The sequence below is a fragment of the Bacillus cereus genome, assembly GCF_025917685.1.
Lineage (GTDB): Bacteria > Bacillota > Bacilli > Bacillales > Bacillaceae_G > Bacillus_A > Bacillus_A cereus_AT.
Genome location: NZ_CP089518.1, coordinates 1,781,161 through 1,802,828, shown reverse-complemented (window position 1 = coordinate 1,802,828; position 21,668 = coordinate 1,781,161). Strand labels below are relative to the sequence as shown.

Genomic DNA, 21,668 nt, shown 5'->3' with positions numbered 1-21,668 from the left:
GGATTCATGTTAAGAGATTCCTAAATATTTGTGACACATTTCCTTATCCTCTTTTAATTCATGCATAAAACCGTTATGAACAATTCTTCCGTTATCCATAATATAAAAGTAATCACCAATTTGACTAGCCATCATAAAGTTTTGTTCAACGAGTAAAACTGTTGTTTTCTCTTTCATTTTCAAAATGGCTATCATTAATTTTTCTATCATAATGGGCGACAAGCCTTTACTCGGCTCATCAATAAGTAATAAACCATCACTATTAATAAATGCTCTTGAAATTGCTAGCATTTGCTTTTGCCCTCCGCTTAAGAGTCCACTTTTTTTGTGCCAAAATTGCTTTAAATCTGGAAATAATTCAAGCATCCAGTCTATTTTTTTTTCCGCTTCTTCTCCCTTCTCCCTAGCAAGAGCGAATGTTTCTTCTACTGTCAGGTCGTGAAAAATACCTTGATTTTCTGGTACATACCCTATTCCTTTCCTTGAAATTAAATGTGTAGATAATCCATTTACTTGTGTACTATCATAATAAATTTCACCATGTGCGATATGGTGAAATCCCATAACCGAACGTAATGTCGTAGTCTTCCCTGCCCCATTTCTTCCAAACAGTACAGTAATCGTTCCTTTCTCAACAGTAAGAGATACCCCTTGTAAAATATGAAACTGATCTAAATACGTCTCTATATTATTCACTTGTAATAGTGCCACTATATAATCCCCCTAAATAAGCACTTTGTACACGCTCATCTTTCATCATTTCTTCGGGCAAACCTTCAGCCAATAACTCTCCATGGAATAAAACGATAAGATGGTCTGACAAACCTAGTACCATATCCATTTTGTGTTCAATAAGTACAATTGTACTCTCTGGATGTTTCTTAATATTTTCAATCACTTGTAAAATAGCCGGTACCTCCTCAACTGATATACCTGCCGTCGGCTCATCAAGTAGTAACACATCCGTTTTTAAAGCTAATAACATCGCAAGCTCTAACTTTCGTTTTTCACCATGCGCTAGATCTTTCGCTAATACATGTTCTTTCTCGTGAAGTAATACTGTTTTTAAGAAACGTCTCGCCTCTCCAACTTGTTGCTTAAATTTTGCCGAACTCGGAAAAAAACTATAGTAATCTTGCACAAATGATTGAACACTTAAACGAACATTTTCAAGTACCGTTAACTCTGGGAATATATTTGTAAGTTGAAAAGAACGACCAATTCCTAATCGAGTACGATCCGAAATTGATAAATTTGTAATCTCTTGTCCTTTAAAATATACTTCACCCTTTGTTGGAGAAATTTGTCCACTTAGTAAATTGAATAGCGTTGTCTTTCCTGCACCATTTGGTCCAATAATTGAAATGAGCTTTCCTTTTTGTACTGTTAAATTCACATCCTTAATAACATGATGCTCGCCAAAAGATACGCAAAGATTTTTCGTTTCTAGCAAATGTGTCACGAAATCCCTCCCTTTAAAGCTTTAAGTATGAAAGAAATACGTATAAAGAGGGTGTACTCCCTCTTTATACAAAACAACAGAAAATTCAGTCTATTTATTTTGAACTTTGGGTTCTGTCTCTTTCATCGTTAATTCTCGCTCTAATACTGGCACCGGATAATCAACACCATCTTGCTTTTTCAATGTGATAGAATAAAGTGTCTGCATCGCTTGGTGATCTTTTTCTCTAAACTTCATCTTTCCTTTCGGTGTATCAAATTCCATTCCTTCCATTTTCTTAATCAATGTATCTACATCTGTATCACCTTTTGTTTTCTTTAAAGCTTCTACAATTGAAATTGCCGCTGACATTCCTCCTGCTGTAAATAAATCTGGCACCGCACCATTAAATCGTTTTTTATGTTCTTCAACTAACCAATCATTCACCTTATTTTTCGGAAGTGTGTGATAATAAACAGAAAAACCTTGCATTCCTACTAACGCATCCATCGTTTTTAATGCCGGTATATCTGGTGCACCGGTAGAAATTTTAATACCCTGCGCTTCCACATTCATATCTTTTAACTGTTTCCAAGGTGAATTTGCCCCTGCCCAAACGATAAATAAATAATCCGGCTTTGAGCTAATGATATTTTGAATATTTGCAGTGAAGTCAGTCGAATTTGTATCAGCATATTGTTCGTTTACAATATTCGCACCTAATTTCTTCGCTCCAGCTTTAAATGCCGCAATTCCCTCACGGCCGTAAGCATTATCTTGTGCTAACGTTGCTATTTTTACATCTTTTTTAGCAATTGCCGCAGCACCAGCGACTGCATCTTGAGATGAATTTCTACCTGTTCTAAAAATATATTTATTCCAGTTCTTCCCGGTAATACTATCAGCTACTGCTGGTTCTACAACCATTATTTTTTCATATTCTTGAGCTAGTGGTAAAACCGCTAATGTATCACTTGAACTAGACGATCCGACTAAAAAATCGACTTTCTCTTCTTCTAATAACTTCGTAGCTTTTTTAACCGCTACATCAGCTTTCGTTTCCGTATCTTCTACAACAAACTTAATCTTCTTCCCTTCCACTTTCCCAGTTCCACCAGTTGCATAGTCTAGCCCTAATTCAAATCCGTTCACTGTTTGTTTTCCATATGATTCTAATGGACCTGTTAATGAAGCAAGAACCCCTACCTTAATCGTCTTTTCATCCTCTGTACTTGTTTTCTTTCCTGAACAAGCCGCTGTTACTAATAACGAACCTAAAACACAACCAGTAACCACCGTTCTTAGCCATTTACGTTTTTTCATCGACATTGTGATCCTCCCCATACTTTACTTTCTGATAGAATCAAACACGCCAAAGTTACCCATCCGTAATTATGACTTTTCCTTTGAATAATATAAACGAGATTGTTAGTATACATGTATCTTCTCCGATTTCCATTAAACACCTTTACAATTTCATATAAATATTTTATTCCTACCTATACCGCATTCCCAAACTATTAAACTTCTATCCTTTGTAACAAGCATTTTGAGTCTCCAATATTAATTAGCTTTCTTAAAAAATTGAATTCTTTGGAGTAAACCATCTGTAATAATGATATTCCCTTGACTATCCACATCTATTCCTTGTGGTGAGAAAAACTGCCCTGACATACCATTAAAACCTCCAAAAGACTCTAAAAAATCCCCATTTTCATTGTAAATATTCACACGATTATTAGAAGTATCTGTGACATACACCGTATTATTTATATCGATTTCAATTCCTATTGGCAAAAAAAGATCTCCTGGACCCTCTCTCCAATTTTCTAGTGGATCTAAGTTTCCAGCTCCATGATTTGCACCCCACTTTGCAAGAAAATTACCCTCATTATCAAATTTCTGAACCCTATTATTAATCCGATCAATAACATAAACATTATCTTTTGAATCAATTGCTAATTGCATAGGTTGAAAAAACTCTCCCTCTCCACTTCCTTTTCTCCCCCATTCTTTCATATATACAAAGAATGGATTAAATTTTTGAATACGATGATTTTCTGAATCAGCTATAAATATGTTTCCTTTACTATCAATAGCTATTCCAGATGGAAATTGAAAAAAACCTGGTAATACTCCAAATGAACCATATGAAGCAAGCGCTATCCCTGAATTGGTGAATTTTTGGATACGATGATTTACAGAATCAGATACATACACATTATTGTAACGATCCGTTGCAATCTGTCTTGGAACAAAAAACTGTCCTGGAAGACTTCCGAACCCAAGTGGACCACCAGTACCAAATAAACTTCCCCACTTAGCAACAATCTTCCCAGATATATCATATTTCAAAATTCGATGATTAAAAGAATCAGATACAAAAACATTTCCATTCGTGTCTCTTTCGACATCATAAGGTCCTGCATATTGTGTATTTCCATTCCTTTCATTACCTATGGTTTTCTTCATTACCGCTGTTAGGCCTACCTCATTATATAAAAGTACACGATTATTTCCCGTATCCGTTATATAGATATTCCCTTTACCATCCGGAAGAACTTGATTAGGATAAACAAACTGGAAAAAGTTACCTGATGCATATAAAAATTGATCTTTATTTGTAAATTTCATTATCCGATTGTTATATGTATCTGCTACATATAGCAATCCAGATGTTGAGTCAAAATTTATTCCTCTTGGATGGTAGAATTGATATGGGCCTAAACCTGCAATTCCTGTTCCGATTACTCGCTGAAACTCCCCTTTTTTATCAAACACTTGAATACGATTGTTATATGTGTCTGCAATATAGACCTCGTCTTGTTTATTTACCGCGATTCCTTGTGGTAAAGCCATTTCTCCATTCGCCTTTCCATAACTCCCTATTGTTTGAATATACTGCCCATCCGGGCTATATTTTTGAATACGATGATTGTATTCATCCGTAATATAGTAATTATTATCGCTATCTACTGCAATTTCCCTAGGAAACGAGAACTGCTCACTTCCTTTACCTTTTGTGCCCCAACTTTTAATAAATTGAAACTCCTCATTAAATTTTTGAATACGATAATTCGCTGTATCCGCAACTAAAATATTACCTTCTTTATCAACAGCAATACCAAATGGCATATTAAACTGTCCCGGACCTTCACCTAAAGTTCCTATAGCATCAACAACTTCTCCATTCTTATCTATTTTCACAATCCTATTATTCCCCATATCAACAACATACAAAAATCCTTTTGTATCCCTTGCCATCGCCACTGGTGTCCTTAATAACTTAGAAGTATCTAACTCACTCCCCCATGATTTCACATATTTTACAGCAGAGGCACTTCCTACAGAAGCAAACATCCCTAGACTTACAGTTACAATGAAAAAACAACATATAATTTTTTTGATAAAATTCATGCTTACTACCATCTAATCACAGTAGCTGCCCAAGTATACCCAGTACCTGCACTAACAGCCACTGCAATATCTCCAGGCTGTAATTTTCCTTGTTCATTCGCAAAGTGTAAGCCAATACACGGATCAAGCGCTGACATATGTCCATAATGATCTAAATATACAACTTGTTCTTCTGCTAGCCCTAGCCCCTGTATCAATTCTATTAACATGGAACGTTTTGTATGCAGTGGTAACAATACTTTAATATCTTTAGGAGTAAATCCACTTTTTCTTAACGCCTCCCGAATAACCTTATCAAAATTAGGGGTTGAAACCCGGTCTAAACGTTCTTTCATACTAATAGGTTCTATTACATCAATATAATGTTGTCGATTCTCAACTGTATCATAGCTCGCAACCAGCTTCGATCCACCAGCTGGAATACGAACATCGTCATGAAATGAACCATCCGTTATAATCGCACTGCCTAATATTTCACCTTTGCTAGCTCCCTTTTTTACTAAAGCTGCACTTCCGCCATCAGCAAAATTAAACATAAAACGTGAGCGTGGATTATCATAATCTACAATTTGAGATTCTTTACATCCACCTACTAATAATATATTTTCAATTGAGTTATCGGAGTAGAGCATATCTTTTGCGACTTTAAGAGCAATGGGAAAGCAAGAACTAACATTCATAACTTCAAAGGCATAAGCATTTTTCAATCCAAGTTCATGCTGAATTTTTGGGGCACTAGACCATACGTGGTAATCTTTATGTGGACTGCCAAAATAAATGACTACATCAATAGATTGAGGATCTACTTGTAATAATATTGGCTTTGCAGCAGCAATAGCTAAATCTGATGCATGCATCGTTTCGTCTGCGACATGTTTTTCATATAACCCAAACTTTTCTATAATAATATTCTCAGGAATACCTGTTTTTTTAGATAAATCTGCGGCTGTCTCTACGTCTTTCGGGAAGAAAACACCAGTTGCTTCAATCCCAATTCTCATTAGACAATTCCTCCTTCTTTTGGCACCATCATCGTCGCTACACCTGTTAACACTAAATCTCCTTTTTGGTTATGACACTCAGTTAACAATTTCAAAACTCTCTTTTCTATCATAAATTTTTGTACTGTTGCCGTGGCTGTAATCGTATCTCCTATAAAAACTGGCGCTGTAAATTTAATAGTTTGTTCCATATAAACGGAACCCTTTCCTGGTAAATGAACGCCTAACAATTGTGATAATAAACTAGAAGTTAATAAACCATGTGCAATTCTTTGATTAAATCTAGTTTGTTTCGCATACTCATGATCAATATGAATTGGATTAAAATCCCCACTTAAACCTGCAAATAGTACAAAATCTGTTTCCGTTATTGTTTTACTACATGATGCCTGTTGACCGGAACTATACATCGTCATCTTTTCACCTACTTTTCAGTTGATTTGCTAACTGTGCTTTTTGAATTTTACCAGTTGCATTTTTAGGAAATTCCTCTAGAAACACAATTTCTTTTGGAACTTTATATTTGGCTAGAAATAAACGACAATGATCAATGACTTCCTTTTCAGTTAATACACTGCAACTCTTTTTCACAATAAAGGCGATTGGAATCTCTCCCCACTTTACATGTTGTGTACCAATTACTGCTACCTCACATACTTCTGACAGTTTATTAATAACTTGCTCTACTTCAAGTGGATAAATATTTTCACCACCGGAAATTATCATTTCTTTTTTTCTACCGACAATGTATACAAAACCATCTTCATCAACTCTAGCTAAATCTCCCGTATATAACCAACCATCTTGAATCGTTTCTTCTGTTGCATCTGGCCGATTCCAATACCCTTTCATTACATTTGGCCCTCTTATTAGTAACTCTCCAACTTCACCAATCTCAACTTTATTTTTGTTTTCATCAATAAGTACATAATCACAAAACAGAACAGGTTTTCCAATTGAGCCTACTTTACGTCTTGCATCTTCTTCTGAAAGCATAAATACGGTTGGTGATGTTTCAGTCATACCAAAGCCTTGACCAAATAAAAATCCTCTATCTATAAATTCTCTCATCAACTCTTCTGGACATGGTGCACCACCGTTATAAAACCAGCGAACTGATTGTAAATTTGTAGTTTCAAACTTTGCGCAATTAATTAATGCTTGGTGAATTGTAGGTACTCCCATTACAACAGTCACTTTATATTTTTCTATCATAGAAAGAGCTATGGTTGGCTCAAATTTTCTCGGAACAATGATTATTCCACCTGCAAATAAAGTTGGAAATGCGAATAAACCAATCCCACCAATATGAAATAAAGGCAATAACACAATGGAGCGGTCATGAACAGTTAGGTCAATCGCAAATGTATTATTAAGCGCATTCCAAAACATATTCTCTTGTGTAAGTACAGCTCCTTTCGGTTGTCCTGTTGTCCCCGAGGTATAACATATAATAAAGGATGCGCTTTCATTTATCTCTTCAAAGTTGTCAATTTTTCTATCTTCTATTTCTTTTAAACTTTTAATCGAAATAACTCTTTGTATATATGTTACATTCTGCATTGACAGTGCCATATTTTGAAATGTTTCCTCTACAAATAAAACTGTAGCTCCACTATCTTTCAACTGAAATATAAGTTCATTTTCTGTTAACCGTATATTCAGTGGAACAGCAATACATTCTACCTTTGCTATAGCAAATAAAAGTACAATATATTCCAAGCTATTTTGTGATAAAATAGCTATCCTCTCTCCTTTTTGCACATTTAAGTCGTAAATTAAATATGCTGCTACTTTACTTACATACTCATTTAACTGTTTATATGTCATTTCCTCCTCTTCTGTAATAATGGCAATGCGATCTGGATGCAAATAGGCCCGTTTTTCAATCCAATAAGCAATGCCTTGCATATTTTCCCCACTCCCTTATCTCTTTCTCAATCCTTCAAATATTAATGACATCGCTGCTTCAAATACATCTTCCGGAACATCTTTCTCTTCCCAATAGCCCCATCGCATTCCTAAAAATTGACCAATTGACATAAGACAATACGCAATTGTTTCTTTATCAAGTCGTTTAAATTCTCCCGCTTCCATGCCAGCCGATAAACTTTTTAAAAATCCATTTGCTAGCTTTGCATAATACCATCTATATAAATTATCATCAACAACTACCGCCTGTTGTACAATGTTATATAGATTAGGACGATCTTTCACCCATCGAAAAAAGGCCTGAAAACCTCTTCTTTGTGCCTCTTCATAACTTGATATCCCCTTCATTTCTTCTTTAATAATTAAGCGTAACTCACGGTTAAACTTAAGAATTAATTCATCAAATATATCTTTTTTAGTTGGAAAATAATTATAAAATGTTCCATGTGCCACATTTGCTTCTTGCGTAATATTCACAATAGAAGCCTCATAATATCCTTTACTACCAAATACTTTTTCTGCAGCACACAATAACTTTTCTCTCGTTTCAAGTCCTTTTGTTGTTAAGTTTTTTACATCCACTATTATTTTTTCTGACACCTGAATCACCTCTTAGATTTGATTATAAATTTATTTCTGAATTTTACAACTATTTTAATTAGGCAAAATCCGACAAGCACTTTTCCGTACACTAAAAAAAACTAACCTAAAATAGGTTAGTCTTTTACTTTCAGTTAGAATTAAGCTCGACCTTCTCTAACCCTTCAATCAATTGTTTCTTATCTAGCCCTTCCCCTATTACTACCAAGTTTGTCGGGAAACCAAAATCTTGCTCCAATAAAGTCGGTACCCCAAACGAATATTGGAATAGATGAGGGTATTTATCTCCATGGAATTTCACAAAACCTTTCACTCGATAAATACTATCTGGTAAATTCGAAAGCCATTCATATAATTTGTCTTGATCAATCGATTTCGTGAATTGATACGTCATCGTTTGTATATGTAAATGCTGTTTAACATGAAGTGTCTCGTGTTCCCCATCACTCACAAATTCAGCTTCTTCTATATCATTTAAAGATATATTACAATATTTTGTTTCAAACAATTTCGCATGACTATTTATTGCTTTCACTTCTTCAAATACTTTGTTCTTATCTTCTTCTGTTAGTAAATCTGATTTATTAATAAGAAGGTGACTACCAAATTTCATTTGCTCATGCAGTAACTGTTGCACATTTGCACTTAATATACTTCGATTTAGCCATCTTACTGCATCTAAAACGACTACAATTGATTTCACTTCTAAGAAAGGTGCTAAAATTGGTGATACACATGCATCTAACACTTCAATTGGATGTGCAACGCCTGTTGTTTCTATGTAAATTACATCTGGTCTTTCTTGCTGATATAATGAATGCAATTGTATTTCAAGTTCTTCCTTTAACGTACAACAAATACATCCTTTTAGTAATTCTCTTAATACATTCTCTTTACCAATAATATCTGTATCTACTGAGTATTCACCAATTTCATTCATTAAAACAGCAACTTTTCTATTCTTCTTTTTCTCCGCTAATAATAAATTTTGTAATAATGTTGATTTTCCACTACCTAAAAAACCACCTAATATATGAATTTCCACTTTATTCATTTGATCAACCATCCATTTCTTTATTTCAAACGTATTCAAAGCGTAATAATTACGATTTATATTTATCATTTTATTAAAAGAATAACAATTTGTAAATATATCTACTAGCTTCACTTTTCATTTACTTCATGAGCAACTCTAATTCCAGACTCAATCGCTCCCTGCATCCACCCATGTGTCAACGTTGTATGTTCTCCTGCAAAGTGTACGTTTCCAGCCGGCGACGCAATATAAGGAAATAATTCTAGCTCTTGCCCTGGTTCAAAAGCTGTAAATGCTCCGCAAGAATACGTATTCTTACTCCAGCTAAAAGATTCCCCTTTTATAAACTCACTATAGACCACATTCCCATAAATTTGCGCTAAATTTTTCAATGCGTAACGAATACGCTCTCTATGCGGGAGACTATCCCATGTTAATGCCTCATCCGCCCACGTATAACTTGCTATAACAATAGCTGCCCCTGGTGACTGAATGCCATAACTCGGATAATATGTAAAACGTATCGGTAAATCTGTAATAGATTTACCACCACACTGCCCCACTCTTTCCCAAAATCTACTTTTAAACTCTATCGCAATTTTAGTTGCAGCAATATAATTCAATTCACGAATTGCCCGTCTTTTATAATAAGAGAATAAATGATACGGCTGGACTTCTACAAATCGCAAAGCTGAAAATGGAATTGTGACAATAGCGATGTCACCAGTTACTATGAATGAATTTAACGTTTTTTCATGTGTTACTTGCATCATTACTTTATTATCTTCCTGTATAATTTTTTCTACTTTATAAGACATAAAAATATTATCCTTTAGCTCTGGTAAAAATGAATTTGGTAATGCATCCATCCCGCCCGTTATCTCATAATATTTCGCCGTTGAAGTGAAAAAGATCATTTCGCGTAATACTTCAATTAAAGACATTCCCATGTATGCTTCCATATCAAGAAGTACTCCGATCATATCTATTGCCCCATCTGAATAATACTCGGTTAAAAATGAACCGAGCGAATATGCTTTATACTTTTTTTCAACAATAATCCAGTTTTTATTAGGATCTTTCTTAATATAATTAAGTATCGGTTCCAATACCTCTAACATTAATCCTTCTGCCGTTTTCCCCCTTTCTTTATTTAAAACTGGATATCCAAGTACACTTGGGTCCTTTTCAAACACATCCAATCTCGTTCTTTTGTTATTCGTATAAATTATATCTGCAGAAGTTTTATTAATAAAAAAGTTTAACGGTAGTTTAAATTTACGAATGTAAGCTAAAGTTAAATCATGAGTATCCGGAATACGCATAGGGCCTGCGTTAAAATATAGCCCTGCACTAAATGGTTCACGAATCGTATACACCCTGCCACCTATTCTGTTATTTGCTTCTATAATCGTTATCTCGTGCCCAGCCTCTTTTAATAAAGATGCTGCAACTAATCCAGACATCCCTGCACCGGCAATTGTAATCCGTTTGGGGTTATTTGTTTTGGCAAGCCCTTCATGAATAATTTGAAGCATTTCTTCCATCGATAATGGATTCCCCATGCCAATTCCCCTTTTATGAAGGATTTTACTGAATTATATTCGTTTAACAGGATTCCTATGTTTCATTCAAGTAATTGAGCGGATACATTTTCAATTACTTGAATATCTTTTATAAAATGTAATAAAATAGATATGAAACTTTAGAAGTAAGACGTATTATCTTACATAATAAAATTAATGAAATTGCGAGGAATTTTGAAATGAAAAAAGGTATTAACCGCGTTGTATTAGTAGGAACAGGAGCAGTTGGGTGTAGTTATGCTTACTGCATGATTAACCAAGCTGTAGCTGAAGAATTTGTTTTAGTGGATGTAAATGAAGCAAAAGCAGAAGGAGAAGCAATGGACTTAAGCCATGCCGTACCTTTCGCACCAGCTCCAACAAAGGTTTGGAAAGGTAGTTATGAAGATTGTAAAGACGCAGATCTTGTTGTAATTACTGCTGGGTTACCACAAAAACCAGGTGAAACACGCTTAGACTTAGTTGAGAAAAACGCTAAAATTTTCAAGCAAATTGTTCGTAGCATTATGGATAGCGGATTTGATGGCATCTTCTTAATCGCAACTAACCCTGTAGATATTTTAACTTACGTAACTTGGAAAGAGTCTGGATTGCCAAAAGAACGCGTAATTGGTTCTGGTACAACTCTTGACTCAGCTCGTTTCCGCTATATGTTAGGTGAGTACTTCGATATTGGACCTCATAACATTCACGCTTATATTATCGGAGAGCACGGTGATACAGAACTTCCTGTTTGGAGTCACGTATCAATTGGCATTCAAAAACTAGAAACGCTTCTTGAAAAAGACAACACATATAATCAAAAAGATTTAGATGATATTTTCATAAACGTGCGTGATGCAGCTTACCACATTATTGAACGAAAAGGTGCTACATACTACGGCATCGGTATGTCACTGCTACGTGTTACGAAAGCAATCTTAAACAATGAAAACAGCGTATTAACTGTATCAGCATACCTTGAAGGTCAATACGGCCAACAAGATGTTTATATTGGCGTACCTGCTGTCTTAAACCGCGGAGGCGTTCGTGAAATTTTAGAAGTTGAATTAAGTGAAGAAGAAGAATTAAAATTCGATCACTCTGTTCAAGTATTGAAAGAAACAATGGCTCCTGTTCTTTAATCATATATTTTAATCAAAAAAGCAATCCAATTTATATTGGATTGCTTTTTTATATTTTTACAGTTCCCCCTCAATTTAAACGGTAATATTATCTATAATAGAAAGGAGTGATTTCATGAATGATTCTTTGACAATTGTAATCCTCTTACTAGCTGTAGCGGCATTAATACTTTTTCTCTTTTTAATCATCCGAACATTATTTCCAACCAAAAAATATGATAAGAATCTCGGATTGATTCTTATTATTTTAAGCTTGTTAGCAATACCGATAAGTATCTTCCTTATAGGAGGATGGGCAGGTATGGGGGTTGGCATAATCGCGGTGTTTATTTTTGCTGCTGTTATTATAGCTTTAATTGCAAATAAATTTATAAAACTACCTCCTCCAAAGAAAAAATAAGAAATAACCGATGTTTTCCCCAAAAGACAACATCGGTTATTTCTATCACTTATTACTTTTAATCGATTTATCATTATTTACGTCAAGTACATCTAATAAAAAGATAAAGATCGGTATCCCGATAATAAGCCCCCATATTCCGAGGAAATGCTCTGAAAAGATAAGAATCATAAATGTATAAAAAACAGGTAAATTCGTTTTTGCAGACATAAATTTTGGATTTAAAAAATAACTTTCAAGAGCATGGATTATTGTAATGAATACTAGTATGTATACAACATACATAACTCCACCGACGTTATAGGCAATTATACACAGTGGAAACAGGGAAATAATAACACCAGCAACTGGAATCAAACCGAGTAGAAAGACCATGACAGCTAATACAAGGAGCTGTGGAAATCCTAAAATGACAAGTGCGATTACAGTGAGCACACAATTGACAACCGCAATTAAAAACTGTGCTTCAATCACCTTGCCAAACGATCTTGCAAATCTTTCGCCGAAATATGCAATCTCCTCATAAAAAATCTTTAATTTACTATCTTTAAATTTAGACGTGAATGAAATAATCCGCTCTTTTTCTAATAAGAAAAATAAGCTTAGAATAAGAGACAATAGTATTTGCAAACTTACCTTTCCTATGTTTGCTATTGATTGATAAATGACATCCACACCTTGTTCAATATATTTTGATACTTCCATTTCATTAATTGCTGAAAGTACGTATCTAATCATCTCATTATCAGGTGGATGTTGAAAAAACAATTTAAATTGATAAATTAATTGTGAAATTTGTATCGTTAGTACCGGTAAATACTTATACAATGTTGTGACAATAAAGGTCACTAATATTATATATAAACAAGCAATAACTACCTTCCTATTCACTTTCAACTTCTTTGAAATAAAACGTTGAAACCGATCCATTAAAAATGTCAGTATAAACGTAATCAAAATTAAATTGATCATACTTTTTAATCCATATAATACAAGCGCTAATATTATTAAAACGAGAAATCGTTGAAACCCTCTACTTCGAAAAAAATTTTTCACGTCATTCATTAAGATTTAACCTCCCCCTTCAATGGATGGAAATTGGATATATTGCAACACACACTTATTCATTGTAATACTATTACATTTTATGAGCTTCTATAGACAATCTTTCTTATTAATTGGGAAGAATCCTTTTTTTCTTTTTTATTGTCGGATTTTTTTATCTAATACTTTTCTAAAAACTACTTTATCAACTCTATATTTTAGGAGATCGTCTATTTTTAAACTGTTGCTCCTTAGTAGATTTTTCATATTGAAAAAAGAGAGTTATCTATTACTTAACCCTCTCTAAAAAAATACTAAATGAAAAGCTTAATTATTTCAATCTAATCATTTCTTTTTTGCATTTGCTTCGCTAACAATTCCTTCACTTGGTTATACGTTAACCCTGAATTTTTGTTTAAACGCTTTACTTCCTCGACATCAGTACCTACCACTGTATATTTTTTCTCATCATTCATTTTTCTACTTCCTTTCTCACCGGATTATTTCTTATATTTCTTCCCTAAACTCTTATAAATTAACACAAATACAAATAAGGAAACTGTGCGTAATTCAATTACTAAAAGGGAATTCAGTTGTGTAAGAGAAGGAAAATATCAAAAAATGTCGAATTTATATACTTGTTGAATTTAAGAACTTGGAGGATACATTTTGAAAACATATGAGTTTAAACTTAACATTCCAACATTAGAAGAATATAAATATTTGTGTGATTCTGTTGGATGGACTAATTATATGAATTTTGAAGTAGCGGATACTTCACTGCAGCATTCTATTCACTGCATCACAGTCAAAGATAATGATCAAATTATCGGCATGGGGAGAATTGTTGGCGATGGATCTATCTATTTCTATATTCAAGATATAGTGGTTCATCCAGATTATCAGAAACATGGTATTGGGAAAGAAATCATGCATCGTTTAGTTGCATACTTAAATGAGAACGCCCCTGATAAGGCGTTTGTCGGTTTGTTTGCATCACAAGGTAAAGAATCGTTCTATGAGAAATTTGATTTTAAAGATTACTCACCAAACATGACAGGGATGTTTACTGTCATTTCAAAATAATAAACATAATAGATTTTTAATTGTAAGGAAAAACATCGATGCATATGAAGGAAATTGTTCTTACAATAAGAGTTTAAACATTACATACAAAAGGAGCGTACATATATGGCTAATATGTACTCTCCTTTTGTTTATCTAACTCTTTATATATCAAATTTCTTAATAAAATTTCACTACATCTTCAGTAGGTAAGAATGTTCTTTCCCCTGGTTCTTCATTTGGCTCACCAAATGGCATTTGTCCTACTAAACTCCACTCTGCTGGAATGTTCCAAGTTTCTTTTACCTCAGCATCTACGATTGGGTTGTAATGTTGCAGTGATGCGCCAATTCCTTCAGCAGACAATAGCATCCACACAGTATGTTGTAACATGGCATTACCTTGATGAGACCAGAATGGGAATTGATCTTTATATAACGGTGCATTTTCTTGCATTTTTTCTACAGTTGCTTGATCTTCAAAGAATAAAACTGTACCTACACCTGTATGGAAACCTTTTAGTCTTTCTACAGTCGCTTCAAAGTTTTCTGCTGGTACGCGTGATCTAAGCGTTTCTTTTACGATATCCCAAAACTTTTCATGCTCTCCATCCATTAATACAACCATACGGCCACTTTGCATATTGAAAGATGTTGGTGCGTGTAAAGCTGTTTTTAAAACCTCTTCAATTCTTTCTTTTGTAATTGCATCATTTTTTGTTACTTTACGAATTGAACGACGGTTCACGATTGCTTCTTTTAAGTTTGTTGTAGTTGCTGACATTTTAATTCCTCCAAATATTTGTTTTATAATTTATTTTGTTATTTCATAACAAGCGAATTAGCAATATCCATCTGTATTACATTGCATTCCTTCAAAAGAATTTGTTTTATTCTTTTCAATTTCTTTATCAATTACTCTCTCTAGCGTTTCTTTACTAGCAAGCCCTTGAATGACTTCATCGCCAATCATGACAGTTGGAACAGCCATAATATTCGCTTCATCATATGCACGCTGAATTGCTTCTTGATGTTTTTCTTTATATTTTCGATTTACTAATGCATCTTTAAATTCAGCTTCTGGAAGCCCTACTTCTACCGCTAGTTTTGTTAACACATCAATATCTTCAATGTTTTGTTCTTCTTGGAAAAATGCGGTGAATACGCGGTGATGATACTCATTCCCTAGCCCACGTTCTTTCGCAAATTCACATCCTTCAAAAGCTAGATGTGTATATGGATGCGGTGAAACACGTGGCAAGCGCATATCGATTCCTAATTTCTTCGCTGTAGGAAGAATGAAAGCATCCCATGAACCTAACTTTTCTGGTTCATTCCATGGATCTATTTTTGAATATGGACTTGGACGTAATTCAAATGGCATCCATTCAATTTCTACGTCTTTCTCTTTCGCTACTTCATCTAATGGACCTTTTGCTAAAAAACAAAACGGACATATAAAGTCTGAGTATACTTTCATTTTTACAGTCATAATTTTTACACCTTACCTTTATAGTTGTAATCAAAACAGTTACATTAATAATAAAAAAATATAGATAATATTTTAAGCATTCATTTTCTCTTGTAAAGATTCAAACAACTGCCCCATCGTAATATTTTTCAAAACTTCTTCCATCGCGGATTGCGCTTGAATTAATATAACTTCTAACACCACTTGAATATTCGCGCCAATTGGACAATCTGGATTTGGTTGCTCATGAATATGAAATAGTTTATCCTCTTCCACTACATTTACTGCATGATACACATCTAACAACGTGATTTCATGTAAATCCTTTAATAACCCCGCGCCACCTGGTCCGCGATTTACGTAAACAAATCCAGCTTGTTTCAAGTACGACATTATTTTACGAATGACTACCGGATTTGTATTTACACTTTTGGCCATATAGTCTGAAGTGCAAAGTGAAGATGGATTGTTTTTTAAAATAGATAAAATATGAACAGCTATAGAAAAGCGGCTACTAATTTTCATCGTAATCACCACCTCGATGTAATCATTATAGTTACAACTAAAAGATAAGTCAATCCTTTTGATAGATTTTTTATAAGCAAATTAAAAAGTGTCCCATTATGATATATGAGACACTTCTTTTTATTCTGTAAATAGCGCTTGAAATTCTTCAATAAATAGCTGCACAGCGATTGAAGAATCCTTTAATGATGGAACAGCTAAAGCAATTTCTCTCCATACTTGCGGTTCCAACTCTCTCGTTTGCACATTTTTTGGTAAATTCGTTAAAGATAATTCAGCTAATATTGCAATACCTAATCCTTCTTGAATCATATTTAAAGCTGTAGTAACGGTCGAAATTACATACTCAGCCCGAAGTGGTACGTTGGCTTGTTTAAACATATCAATAATGGGTGGTTCGTATCCGCCCTTACATAATATGATCGGTTCATTCTCTAAATCACTAATTGTAATAGAGTCCTTCTTACAAAGAGGATGATCCTCTCTTAAGATAACAACCATTTTCCCCTTCGTTAATGGGACAATCTCCATATCTTTATTAGGCAAAATAACAATTCCTATATCAACAACCCTCGATACTAACCAATCTTCAACTTCTTTAATCGTCCCTTCACAAAGAACGACTTCTAAGTTCGGATACTTCTCCTTAAAAAGATTTATCATTTTGGGTAAGAAATGCGCAGAAGCACTCGGAAAACTACCAATTCGAATCGTCCCAACTTCGTGCCCTTTCTCCATCGCAACTTCTTGTTCAATCTTCTCTACACCGTTCAAAATCTCTCTAATATGTACAAGAATTCTGTTTCCTACATCCGTAACGAGTAATCCTTTTCGTTTATCACGTATAAGAATAGTAACTCCTAATTCTGACTCAATACTTGAAATCGCATGACTTACAGCTGGTTGCGTCATATTTAACACCCGAGCAGCCTTCGTAAAACTACCTAACTCAACAGTTTTTATTAATACTTGCAGTTGTGTAATGGTCATAACTAATCACTTATACTCCTTATAAAAAAGATTCATTTTATTTATCACAGTCGATATCATATCATAGTGAGATGAATAACACCAAGGAGGTTTTACAGTGACACAGCTTTCTCGAACTAAGACAGCCATAATCCTTACGTTTCTCGTTTTCATGTGGGGAATCAATTGGCCTTTATCTAAGTTTGCCCTACATTATACACCACCCGTTTTATTTGCAGGCGTTCGAACTTTAATTGGAGGATTCATTTTACTCCTTTTCGCTTTACCGAAATACAAAGAGTTACATTTAAAAGAAACTTGGCATTTATACGTTATTTCTTCTTTACTTAACATCATTATATTTTACGGACTACAAACTGTCGGACTTCAATACATGCCCGCCGGACTATTCTCCGCAATCGTATTTCTCCAACCTGTCTTACTCGGCATTTTCTCATGGATTTGGCTTGAAGAGGCAATGTATGGCTTGAAAATTTTCGGACTTATTCTTGGATTTATTGGTGTAGGGGTTATTAGCTCTAGTAGTTTAACTGGACATATTTCTATTATCGGTGTTCTACTTGCTTTAGGCTGTGCTATCGGCTGGGCACTCGGCACAGTATTTATTAAGAAAACTGGACACCGCGTTAATGCCATTTGGATGGTAACACTTCAGCTTATTATTGGCGGACTTTGCTTAATCGGATTTGGTTCAGAATTTGAAAGCTGGTCTAACATCGCTTGGAGTATACCATTTGTAAGTGTACTACTATTCATCTCATTCTTTGTTATTGCAATGGGGTGGCTCGCTTACTTCACACTTGTTGGAGCCGGTGAAGCAAGCAAAGTTGGAGCTTATACATTCCTTATCCCTCTTATCGCTATTATTGTAAGTTCAATTTTCTTACATGAGGCAATTACGATTAGCTTATTTATCGGACTTTTATTTATTGTGGTAAGTATTTGTTTTGTAAATATAAAGCCGAAAACACTTGCTGTAGGGCAGCAAGTTGAAATGAAATAAATAGACATAAGAAAGAGCCTACTTTTTGTAGGCTCTTTCTTATGTCTATTTTGTGCACCATCACTTTAAGTACCAACAAAAAGGGAAATCTCTCTTTTTGTTATAACTATCCATATCAATAATCTTTCAGCTCTATCCCGTTAGCAGCTTTCGCTATCATTTTCGAAACCATCTTAAATCGTACAACCATAATAGTTGGTATACGCAACATTAAGTTGCGAAGAAAGATTTTGAATTTCGATTTTTCAACCATACTCCCTGCAGCCATTAATCCTATTTTTTGATTTTTCTCAACAAACTTTCTCATTTTTTGTTCATAGGCAATAAATGCACGGGCGAAGTCGCCATCTGCAGCTTTGAGTTCACCAGCTAATACAAAAGCCCCGACAAGCGCCAGGCTAGAGCCTTGACCCGATAAAGGTGATGGTCCATACGCTGCATCACCTACCAATGTAACCCGCCCCTTTGACCATGTCGGCATGTGAATCTGGCATATCTCGTCAAAATAAAAGTCTGTCGCATCTCTCATGGTCTTGAGTAGATGCGAGGTTTCCCAACCTGTATGGTCTAAGAAGGCATTTTCTACAAGTTTCTTTTCAGCCTTCTTCCCGTAATAAACAAACAAGGCTCCTCATCATCTCTTTCATCTAGATACCTTTTTAACCAAATAGTGCAACGAGTATTAAAGTATACTTCCCTTTCTTTATCACCTTTCCCATGCAAAATGATTCGTTGAGAAGTTAATATCATCACGATTCAGTTTTACGTCTTCTCCAATACGGCAGCCCGTAGAATACAAAAATTCAAATAATGATATGATTTCTCTCGTTGTATTGGGATGTTTATAAACCATCAATTTTTTGTTCCTCTCCTATTCTTCATACTTCTGTTCATTAGCCAAAGTATGAAGAATAAGAGCTTTTTTATATACAAATAATAAAGCTCAAGGAGTTGTTGACATGAATTTCATATTAAATATTTTAGGGATTTTCATTGTAATATTATTCGTTTTCCTATGTTCGCCTAATAAAAGAAAAATAAAATGGAGACCAATCAGTATTCTAATAATATTGGAGCTTTTTATTACATGGTTTATGTTAGGTACCAAATTGGGTAGTATCATAATTAATAAAATTGCGTCATTTTTCAGTTGGCTACTTTCATGTGCGAATGAAGGTATTCGATTTGCATTTCCTTCAGCTATGGAAAATCAAACAATTGATTTCTTCTTTAGCGCATTACTTCCTATCATTTTTGTTATCACTTTTTTTGATATTCTTTCTTATTTTGGAATCTTAACTTGGATTATCGATAAAGTAGGTGCAATCATTTCAAAGATTTCTCGTTTACCAAAGTTAGAAAGCTTCTTTTCCATTCAAATGATGTTTTTAGGAAACACGGAAGCACTTGCAGTTGTTCGTGATCAATTATCTGTTTTAAAAGAAAATCGTTTGTTGACTTTTGGAATTATGAGTATGAGTAGCGTCAGCGGTTCCATTCTTGGTGCTTATCTATCAATGGTTCCAGCAACATATATTTTCAGCGCCATTCCTTTAAACTGTATTAACGCATTAATTTTAGCCAATGTTTTAAATCCTATAGAAGTCACTAAAGAAGAAGATATTATTTATTCACCTTCAAAAAATGAAAAAAAAGATTTCTTTTCTACCATTTCAAATAGTATGTTAGTTGGGATGAATATGGTTATTGTTATTTTAGCTATGGTAATTGGATATGTAGCATTAACAGCATGTTTAAATGGGATTTTAAGTTTTTTTGTAACAGGTTTAACAATTCAAAAAATCTTCTCTATTATCTTTAGTCCTTTTGCATTTTTACTTGGTGTATCAGGCAGTGATGCTATGTATGTAGCTGAATTAATGGGGATAAAAATAACAACGAACGAATTTGTTGCAATGATGGATTTAAAATCAAACTTAAAGTCTTTACAACCGCATACGATTGCAGTTGCAACAACATTTCTAGCCTCTTTTGCTAACTTTAGTACAGTAGGTATGATTTATGGAACTTACAATTCATTATTTGGCGGAGAAAAATCTTCAATCATCGGTAAGAATGTTTGGAAGCTTCTTGTTAGCGGAATGGCTGTTTCCTTATTAAGCGCTATGCTTGTGGGGCTTTTTGTATGGTAAATGAATAATACGAATGTCAATTTTTTATTTCCCAATATTTCTCCTCCAATTTCTTGTCACGCCACCCTGAAACAATGCTGGTTCGCTTATGACCATCTCTAAAAAGTAAAGAGCAGAAGATACAAAAAATTATTTAATTTTAACACTTCAAACACGCATCCCTCCTCGAGGCTGCTTAATCTCTAATATTAATTAACAAAGGTCTCATTACTTTCAATGAGACCTTTCAATGTTGCCTATTTTTTACGACGTACTACAAAAATACAAGTACCCACTGACGATACAATTGCCAAAATGGATAAGATAATTGCTATTGTTTGCATATTAATGATACCTGCATTCTCTTTCACATTAGATACTTCACCATGTTCTCCTGTTAATGATGTACCTTTTGCAATCGTAGTAAGAGAATGTGGTTTCTCAGCTTTCTCATCACCTGTCCATTCAACAATTTCTCCGTCCTTATATTGCTGATATGCATCCCAAGCTATTTTTTGTTCTTTATCTGGATTTTTAGCTACGAAAGTAAATCGCTGGAACTGACCAGGTAAAATCCCATCTCCTGTTGCTTCCCATATTACAGTTTTAACTTTTCCAGCTGCATCTTTTTGTTCTTCCACTTTCCATCCTGGCACTGGCTCATACTGTTGAAACTCGACTCCAGATGGTATTTTCAGTGTAACTTTTGTTGTTGCCATATTCTTTTCAACAGGTACCTTTATTGTATAAGTTTCCCAAGAGCTAACGTCAGAAGTTGCTGGTTTTACAGTCACATGAGCACTAACAGGTAACGAAAAAATTCCCATTGCAATTATTGTTGCGATCATTGTTGTTCCTAATTTTTTTATACGTTTCATTTTCTATTTACTCCCTTTCATCTA

22 protein-coding genes and 2 pseudogenes are annotated in these 21,668 nt (G+C 34.4%); 5 read left to right on the top strand and 19 right to left on the bottom strand.

What is annotated here, in order from left to right:
- Positions 1-9: 9 nt before the first annotated feature.
- From LUS72_RS09375 to LUS72_RS09330, 10 genes are all read right to left on the bottom strand, one after another.
- Complete coding sequence (locus LUS72_RS09375) at positions 10-711, bottom strand: branched-chain amino acid ABC transporter ATP-binding protein (RefSeq protein ID WP_098361792.1); 702 nt, start codon at positions 709-711, stop codon at positions 10-12.
- Positions 689-1,462, bottom strand: a complete 774-nt coding sequence (locus LUS72_RS09370; protein ID WP_000149306.1) for an ABC transporter ATP-binding protein — start codon at positions 1,460-1,462, stop codon at positions 689-691. The genes LUS72_RS09375 and LUS72_RS09370 overlap by 23 nt, the downstream gene beginning before the upstream one ends.
- Positions 1,463-1,552: 90 nt before the next feature.
- The gene (locus LUS72_RS09365) at positions 1,553-2,770 is read right to left on the bottom strand and encodes a substrate-binding domain-containing protein (protein ID WP_097832488.1); all 1,218 of its coding nucleotides are present in this window, start codon (positions 2,768-2,770) and stop codon (positions 1,553-1,555) included.
- Positions 2,771-3,004: 234 nt separating this feature from the next.
- Complete coding sequence (locus LUS72_RS09360) at positions 3,005-4,801, bottom strand: 6-bladed beta-propeller (RefSeq protein ID WP_264449055.1); 1,797 nt, start codon at positions 4,799-4,801, stop codon at positions 3,005-3,007.
- Between the two features lie 62 nt (positions 4,802-4,863).
- A complete protein-coding gene (locus LUS72_RS09355) occupies positions 4,864-5,859 on the bottom strand; it encodes a 3-oxoacyl-ACP synthase (protein ID WP_097832489.1) in 996 nt (331 codons plus the stop codon).
- Positions 5,859-6,275, bottom strand: coding sequence for a MaoC family dehydratase (locus tag LUS72_RS09350; RefSeq protein WP_097832490.1), 417 nt, complete (start codon positions 6,273-6,275; stop codon positions 5,859-5,861). The genes LUS72_RS09355 and LUS72_RS09350 overlap by 1 nt, the downstream gene beginning before the upstream one ends.
- Before the next feature lie 4 nt (positions 6,276-6,279).
- Positions 6,280-7,770 carry an o-succinylbenzoate--CoA ligase gene (locus LUS72_RS09345; RefSeq protein WP_264448837.1) on the bottom strand — a complete coding sequence of 497 codons (1,491 nt, stop codon included), beginning with the start codon at positions 7,768-7,770 and terminating at the stop codon, positions 6,280-6,282.
- A 15-nt stretch (positions 7,771-7,785) separates the two neighbouring features.
- Positions 7,786-8,391 carry a TetR/AcrR family transcriptional regulator gene (locus LUS72_RS09340; protein ID WP_141533448.1) on the bottom strand — a complete coding sequence of 202 codons (606 nt, stop codon included), beginning with the start codon at positions 8,389-8,391 and terminating at the stop codon, positions 7,786-7,788.
- 130 nt (positions 8,392-8,521) lie between these two features.
- Complete coding sequence (locus tag LUS72_RS09335) at positions 8,522-9,445, bottom strand: CobW family GTP-binding protein (RefSeq protein WP_097832509.1); 924 nt, start codon at positions 9,443-9,445, stop codon at positions 8,522-8,524.
- A 110-nt stretch (positions 9,446-9,555) separates the two neighbouring features.
- Entirely contained in the window at positions 9,556-10,992 is a 1,437-nt protein-coding gene (locus LUS72_RS09330) for a flavin monoamine oxidase family protein (protein ID WP_264448836.1), read from the bottom strand.
- A gap of 200 nt (positions 10,993-11,192) precedes the next feature.
- Here LUS72_RS09330 and LUS72_RS09325 point away from each other — a divergent pair, with 200 nt between their 5' ends.
- Complete coding sequence (locus LUS72_RS09325) at positions 11,193-12,137, top strand: L-lactate dehydrogenase (RefSeq protein WP_000715316.1); 945 nt, start codon at positions 11,193-11,195, stop codon at positions 12,135-12,137.
- 115 nt (positions 12,138-12,252) lie between these two features.
- Positions 12,253-12,537, top strand: coding sequence for a YesK family protein (locus tag LUS72_RS09320; protein WP_097832493.1), 285 nt, complete (start codon positions 12,253-12,255; stop codon positions 12,535-12,537).
- Between the two features lie 45 nt (positions 12,538-12,582).
- Here LUS72_RS09320 and LUS72_RS09315 read toward each other — a convergent pair whose 3' ends face one another.
- Both LUS72_RS09315 and LUS72_RS09310 read right to left on the bottom strand, forming a co-directional pair.
- Complete coding sequence (locus tag LUS72_RS09315; protein WP_097832494.1) at positions 12,583-13,602, bottom strand: AI-2E family transporter; 1,020 nt, start codon at positions 13,600-13,602, stop codon at positions 12,583-12,585.
- A gap of 320 nt (positions 13,603-13,922) precedes the next feature.
- On the bottom strand, positions 13,923-14,057 hold the full coding sequence (locus tag LUS72_RS09310) for a hypothetical protein (RefSeq protein ID WP_000997342.1): 135 nt from the start codon (positions 14,055-14,057) through the stop codon (positions 13,923-13,925).
- Positions 14,058-14,250: 193 nt separating this feature from the next.
- On the opposite strand from LUS72_RS09310, the gene LUS72_RS09305 reads away from it, so the two are divergent.
- Positions 14,251-14,667 carry a GNAT family N-acetyltransferase gene (locus LUS72_RS09305; RefSeq protein ID WP_097832496.1) on the top strand — a complete coding sequence of 139 codons (417 nt, stop codon included), beginning with the start codon at positions 14,251-14,253 and terminating at the stop codon, positions 14,665-14,667.
- 159 nt (positions 14,668-14,826) lie between these two features.
- Here the strand turns inward: LUS72_RS09305 and LUS72_RS09300 are convergent, their stop codons facing one another.
- From LUS72_RS09300 to LUS72_RS09285, 4 genes are all read right to left on the bottom strand, one after another.
- Positions 14,827-15,429, bottom strand: coding sequence for a nitroreductase family protein (locus LUS72_RS09300; RefSeq protein WP_097832497.1), 603 nt, complete (start codon positions 15,427-15,429; stop codon positions 14,827-14,829).
- A gap of 57 nt (positions 15,430-15,486) precedes the next feature.
- Complete coding sequence (locus LUS72_RS09295; RefSeq protein ID WP_071733864.1) at positions 15,487-16,137, bottom strand: DsbA family oxidoreductase; 651 nt, start codon at positions 16,135-16,137, stop codon at positions 15,487-15,489.
- A gap of 72 nt (positions 16,138-16,209) precedes the next feature.
- Positions 16,210-16,641, bottom strand: coding sequence for an Rrf2 family transcriptional regulator (locus LUS72_RS09290; protein WP_097832498.1), 432 nt, complete (start codon positions 16,639-16,641; stop codon positions 16,210-16,212).
- 120 nt (positions 16,642-16,761) lie between these two features.
- A complete protein-coding gene (locus LUS72_RS09285) occupies positions 16,762-17,631 on the bottom strand; it encodes a LysR family transcriptional regulator (RefSeq protein ID WP_071769982.1) in 870 nt (289 codons plus the stop codon).
- Between the two features lie 97 nt (positions 17,632-17,728).
- On the opposite strand from LUS72_RS09285, the gene LUS72_RS09280 reads away from it, so the two are divergent.
- Positions 17,729-18,634 (top strand): DMT family transporter, encoded by a 906-nt coding sequence (locus LUS72_RS09280; RefSeq protein ID WP_071745702.1) that lies wholly within the window; start codon positions 17,729-17,731, stop codon positions 18,632-18,634.
- Positions 18,635-18,749: 115 nt separating this feature from the next.
- Here the strand turns inward: LUS72_RS09280 and LUS72_RS09275 are convergent.
- A pseudogene (locus LUS72_RS09275) lies at positions 18,750-19,232 on the bottom strand (FAD-dependent monooxygenase); the annotation flags it as partial.
- Positions 19,220-19,448 (bottom strand): annotated as a pseudogene (locus tag LUS72_RS09270) (tyrosine-type recombinase/integrase); the annotation flags it as partial. The pseudogenes LUS72_RS09270 and LUS72_RS09275, both read right to left, overlap by 13 nt.
- A gap of 145 nt (positions 19,449-19,593) precedes the next feature.
- Here LUS72_RS09270 and LUS72_RS09265 point away from each other — a divergent pair.
- Complete coding sequence (locus tag LUS72_RS09265; RefSeq protein WP_097832499.1) at positions 19,594-20,787, top strand: nucleoside transporter C-terminal domain-containing protein; 1,194 nt, start codon at positions 19,594-19,596, stop codon at positions 20,785-20,787.
- 236 nt (positions 20,788-21,023) lie between these two features.
- Here LUS72_RS09265 and LUS72_RS09260 read toward each other — a convergent pair whose 3' ends face one another.
- On the bottom strand, positions 21,024-21,644 hold the full coding sequence (locus tag LUS72_RS09260) for a YcnI family copper-binding membrane protein (RefSeq protein WP_097832500.1): 621 nt from the start codon (positions 21,642-21,644) through the stop codon (positions 21,024-21,026).
- Positions 21,645-21,668 lie beyond the last annotated feature (24 nt).

What these genes read in the sequence shown, in the direction of transcription:
- LUS72_RS09325 (WP_000715316.1), top strand. Translation starts at nt 11,193, where the DNA reads ATGAAAAAAGGTATTAACCGCGTTGTATTAGTAGGAACAGGAGCAGTT.
- LUS72_RS09300 (WP_097832497.1), bottom strand. Translation starts at nt 15,429, where the DNA reads ATGTCAGCAACTACAACAAACTTAAAAGAAGCAATCGTGAACCGTCGT.
- LUS72_RS09295 (WP_071733864.1), bottom strand. Translation starts at nt 16,137, where the DNA reads ATGACTGTAAAAATGAAAGTATACTCAGACTTTATATGTCCGTTTTGT.
- LUS72_RS09365 (WP_097832488.1), bottom strand. Translation starts at nt 2,770, where the DNA reads ATGTCGATGAAAAAACGTAAATGGCTAAGAACGGTGGTTACTGGTTGT.
- LUS72_RS09320 (WP_097832493.1), top strand. Translation starts at nt 12,253, where the DNA reads ATGAATGATTCTTTGACAATTGTAATCCTCTTACTAGCTGTAGCGGCA.
- LUS72_RS09285 (WP_071769982.1), bottom strand. Translation starts at nt 17,631, where the DNA reads ATGACCATTACACAACTGCAAGTATTAATAAAAACTGTTGAGTTAGGT.
- LUS72_RS09290 (WP_097832498.1), bottom strand. Translation starts at nt 16,641, where the DNA reads ATGAAAATTAGTAGCCGCTTTTCTATAGCTGTTCATATTTTATCTATT.
- LUS72_RS09260 (WP_097832500.1), bottom strand. Translation starts at nt 21,644, where the DNA reads ATGAAACGTATAAAAAAATTAGGAACAACAATGATCGCAACAATAATT.
- LUS72_RS09350 (WP_097832490.1), bottom strand. Translation starts at nt 6,275, where the DNA reads ATGACGATGTATAGTTCCGGTCAACAGGCATCATGTAGTAAAACAATA.
- LUS72_RS09360 (WP_264449055.1), bottom strand. Translation starts at nt 4,801, where the DNA reads ATGTTTGCTTCTGTAGGAAGTGCCTCTGCTGTAAAATATGTGAAATCA.
- LUS72_RS09310 (WP_000997342.1), bottom strand. Translation starts at nt 14,057, where the DNA reads ATGAATGATGAGAAAAAATATACAGTGGTAGGTACTGATGTCGAGGAA.
- LUS72_RS09345 (WP_264448837.1), bottom strand. Translation starts at nt 7,770, where the DNA reads ATGCAAGGCATTGCTTATTGGATTGAAAAACGGGCCTATTTGCATCCA.
- LUS72_RS09355 (WP_097832489.1), bottom strand. Translation starts at nt 5,859, where the DNA reads ATGAGAATTGGGATTGAAGCAACTGGTGTTTTCTTCCCGAAAGACGTA.
- LUS72_RS09335 (WP_097832509.1), bottom strand. Translation starts at nt 9,445, where the DNA reads ATGAATAAAGTGGAAATTCATATATTAGGTGGTTTTTTAGGTAGTGGA.
- LUS72_RS09315 (WP_097832494.1), bottom strand. Translation starts at nt 13,602, where the DNA reads ATGAATGACGTGAAAAATTTTTTTCGAAGTAGAGGGTTTCAACGATTT.
- LUS72_RS09330 (WP_264448836.1), bottom strand. Translation starts at nt 10,992, where the DNA reads ATGGGGAATCCATTATCGATGGAAGAAATGCTTCAAATTATTCATGAA.
- LUS72_RS09265 (WP_097832499.1), top strand. Translation starts at nt 19,594, where the DNA reads ATGAATTTCATATTAAATATTTTAGGGATTTTCATTGTAATATTATTC.